The following is a 3,330-nucleotide window of genomic DNA, read 5'->3' on the forward strand; positions in this document are numbered from 1 at the left end:
CTGAACACATAGGGCAAGTGGAGGGAACGCGGGGAAGTGAAACATCTCAGTACCCGCAGGAAGAGAAAACAACCGTGATTCCGGGAGTAGTGGCGAGCGAAACCGGATGAGGCCAAACCGTAGGCGTGTGAGACCCGGCAGGGGTTGCGCTTACGGGGTTGTGGGATCTCTCTTTCATGGTCTGCCGGCCATGAGACGAGTCAGAAACCGTTGATGTAGGCGAAGGACATGCGAAAGGTCCGGCGTAGAGGGTAAGACCCCCGTAGTCGAAACATCAGCGGCTCGTTTGAGAGACACCCAAGTAGCACGGGGCCCGAGAAATCCCGTGTGAATCTGGCGGGACCACCCGNGACGAGTCAGAAACCGTTGATGTAGGCGAAGGACATGCGAAAGGTCCGGCGTAGAGGGTAAGACCCCCGTAGTCGAAACATCAGCGGCTCGTTTGAGAGACACCCAAGTAGCACGGGGCCCGAGAAATCCCGTGTGAATCTGGCGGGACCACCCGTTAAGCCTAAATATTCCCTGGTGACCGATAGCGGATAGTACCGTGAGGGAATGGTGAAAAGTACCGCGGGAGCGGAGTGAAATAGTACCTGAAACCGTGTGCCTACAAGCCGTGGGAGCGTCGCGTTGAGTGCTTGCACTCAACGTCGTGACTGCGTGCCTTTTGAAGAATGAGCCTGCGAGTTTGCGGTGTGTTGCGAGGTTAACCCGAGTGGGGAAGCCGTAGCGAAAGCGAGTCCTAATAGGGCGTTTCAGTAGCATGCTCAAGACCCGAAGCGGAGTGATCTAGCCATGGGCAGGTTGAAGCGGAGGTAAGACTTCGTGGAGGACCGAACCCACCAGGGTTGAAAACCTGGGGGATGACCTGTGGTTAGGGGTGAAAGGCCAATCAAACTCCGTGATAGCTGGTTCTCCCCGAAATGCATTTAGGTGCAGCGTCGTGTGTTTCTTGCCGGAGGTAGAGCACTGGATAGGCGATGGGCCCTACCGGGTTACTGACCTTAGCCAAACTCCGAATGCCGGTAAGTGAGAGCGCGGCAGTGAGACTGTGGGGGATAAGCTCCATGGTCGAGAGGGAAACAGCCCAGAGCATCGACTAAGGCCCCTAAGCGTACGCTAAGTGGGAAAGGATGTGGAGTCGCACAGACAACCAGGAGGTTGGCTTAGAAGCAGCCACCCTTGAAAGAGTGCGTAATAGCTCACTGGTCTAGTGATTCCGCGCCGACAATGTAGCGGGGCTCAAGCGTACCGCCGAAGTCGTGTCATTGCGATATATACCCCCAACGGGGATCGTGATGGGTAGGGGAGCGTCGTGTGCCGGGTGAAGCAGCCGCGGAAGCGAGTTGTGGACGGTTCACGAGTGAGAATGCAGGCATGAGTAGCGATACAAACGTGAGAAACGTTTGCGCCGATTGACTAAGGGTTCCTGGGTCAAGCTGATCTGCCCAGGGTAAGTCGGGACCTAAGGCGAGGCCGACAGGCGTAGTCGATGGATAACCGGTTGATATTCCGGTACCCGCTGTGAAGCGTCAAACATTGAATCCAGTGATGCTAAGCCCGTGAAGCCGCCGGCTGAGTCTTCGGACGAGGTCGGAGTGGTGGAGCCGGTGACCCGAGCTGGTAGTAGGTGAGTGATGGGGTGACGCAGGAAGGTAGTCCATCCCGGGCGGTGGTTGTCCCGGGGTAAGGGTGTAGGACGTCAGGTAGGTAAATCCGCCTGGCACATAGTCTGAGACCTGATGCCGAGCCGATTGTGGTGAAGTGGATGATCCTATGCTGTCGAGAAAAGCCTCTAGCGAGTTTTATGGCGGCCCGTACCCTAAACCGACTCAGGTGGTCAGGTAGAGAATACCGAGGCGTTCGGGTGAACTATGGTTAAGGAACTCGGCAAAATGCCCCCGTAACTTCGGGAGAAGGGGGGCCATCACTGGTGAGAGGATTTACTCCTCGAGCTGGGGGTGGCCGCAGAGACCAGCGAGAAGCGACTGTTTACTAAAAACACAGGTCCGTGCGAAGCCGTAAGGCGATGTATACGGACTGACGCCTGCCCGGTGCTGGAACGTTAAGGGGACCGGTTAGTCACTCTTCGGGGTGGCGAAGCTGAGAACTTAAGCGCCAGTAAACGGCGGTGGTAACTATAACCATCCTAAGGTAGCGAAATTCCTTGTCGGGTAAGTTCCGACCTGCACGAATGGCGTAACGACTTCTCGACTGTCTCAACCATAGGCCCGGTGAAATTGCACTACGAGTAAAGATGCTCGTTTCGCGCAGCAGGACGGAAAGACCCCGGGACCTTTACTACAGTTTGATATTGGTGTTCGGTTCGGCTTGTGTAGGATAGCTGGGAGACTGTGAACTCTGGACGCCAGTTCAGGGGGAGTCGTCGTTGAAATACCAGTCTGGTCGTGCTGGATGTCTAACCTGGGTCCGTGATCCGGATCAGGGACAGTGTCTGATGGGTAGTTTAACTGGGGCGGTTGCCTCCTAAAGAGTAACGGAGGCGCCCAAAGGTTCCCTCAGCCTGGTTGGCAATCAGGTGTTGAGTGTAAGTGCACAAGGGAGCTTGACTGTGAGACCGACGGGTCGAGCAGGGACGAAAGTCGGGACTAGTGATCCGGCGGTGGCTTGTGGAAGCGCCGTCGCTCAACGGATAAAAGGTACCCCGGGGATAACAGGCTGATCTTCCCCAAGAGTCCATATCGACGGGATGGTTTGGCACCTCGATGTCGGCTCGTCGCATCCTGGGGCTGGAGTCGGTCCCAAGGGTTGGGCTGTTCGCCCATTAAAGCGGTACGCGAGCTGGGTTTAGAACGTCGTGAGACAGTTCGGTCCCTATCCGCTGTGCGCGTAGGAGTCTTGAGAAGGGCTGTCCCTAGTACGAGAGGACCGGGACGGACGAACCTCTGGTGTGCCAGTTGTCCTGCCAAGGGCATGGCTGGTTGGCTACGTTCGGGAGGGATAACCGCTGAAAGCATCTAAGCGGGAAGCCTGCTTCGAGATGAGGACTCCCACCTCCTAGAGAGGGTAAGGCTCCCAGTAGACGACTGGGTTGATAGGCCGGATATGGAAGCACGGTAACGTGTGGAGTTGACCGGTACTAATAGGCCGAGGGCTTGTCCTCAGTTGCTCGCGTCCACTGTGTTGGTTCTGAAACCACGAACAACCCCATGCCAGGTCACGGTGTGGTGCGGTTGGACAGTTTCATAGTGTTTCGGTGGTCATAGCGTAGGGGAAACGCCCGGTTACATTCCGAACCCGGAAGCTAAGCCTTACAGCGCCGATGGTACTGCAGGGGGGACCCTGTGGGAGAGTAGGACGCCGCCGAAC

The 3,330-nt window shown here is 56.7% G+C and carries 2 rRNA genes; both read left to right on the top strand.

The annotated features are described in order from the left end of the window. Positions 1-3,124 (top strand): 23S ribosomal RNA (locus HTV45_RS33145); the annotation flags it as partial. An 89-nt stretch (positions 3,125-3,213) separates the two neighbouring features. Continuing rightward, a 5S ribosomal RNA gene (rrf, locus tag HTV45_RS33150) occupies positions 3,214-3,330 on the top strand.

The sequence above is a fragment of the Streptomyces sp. CHD11 genome (assembly GCF_018638295.1).
GTDB lineage: Bacteria > Actinomycetota > Actinomycetes > Streptomycetales > Streptomycetaceae > Streptomyces.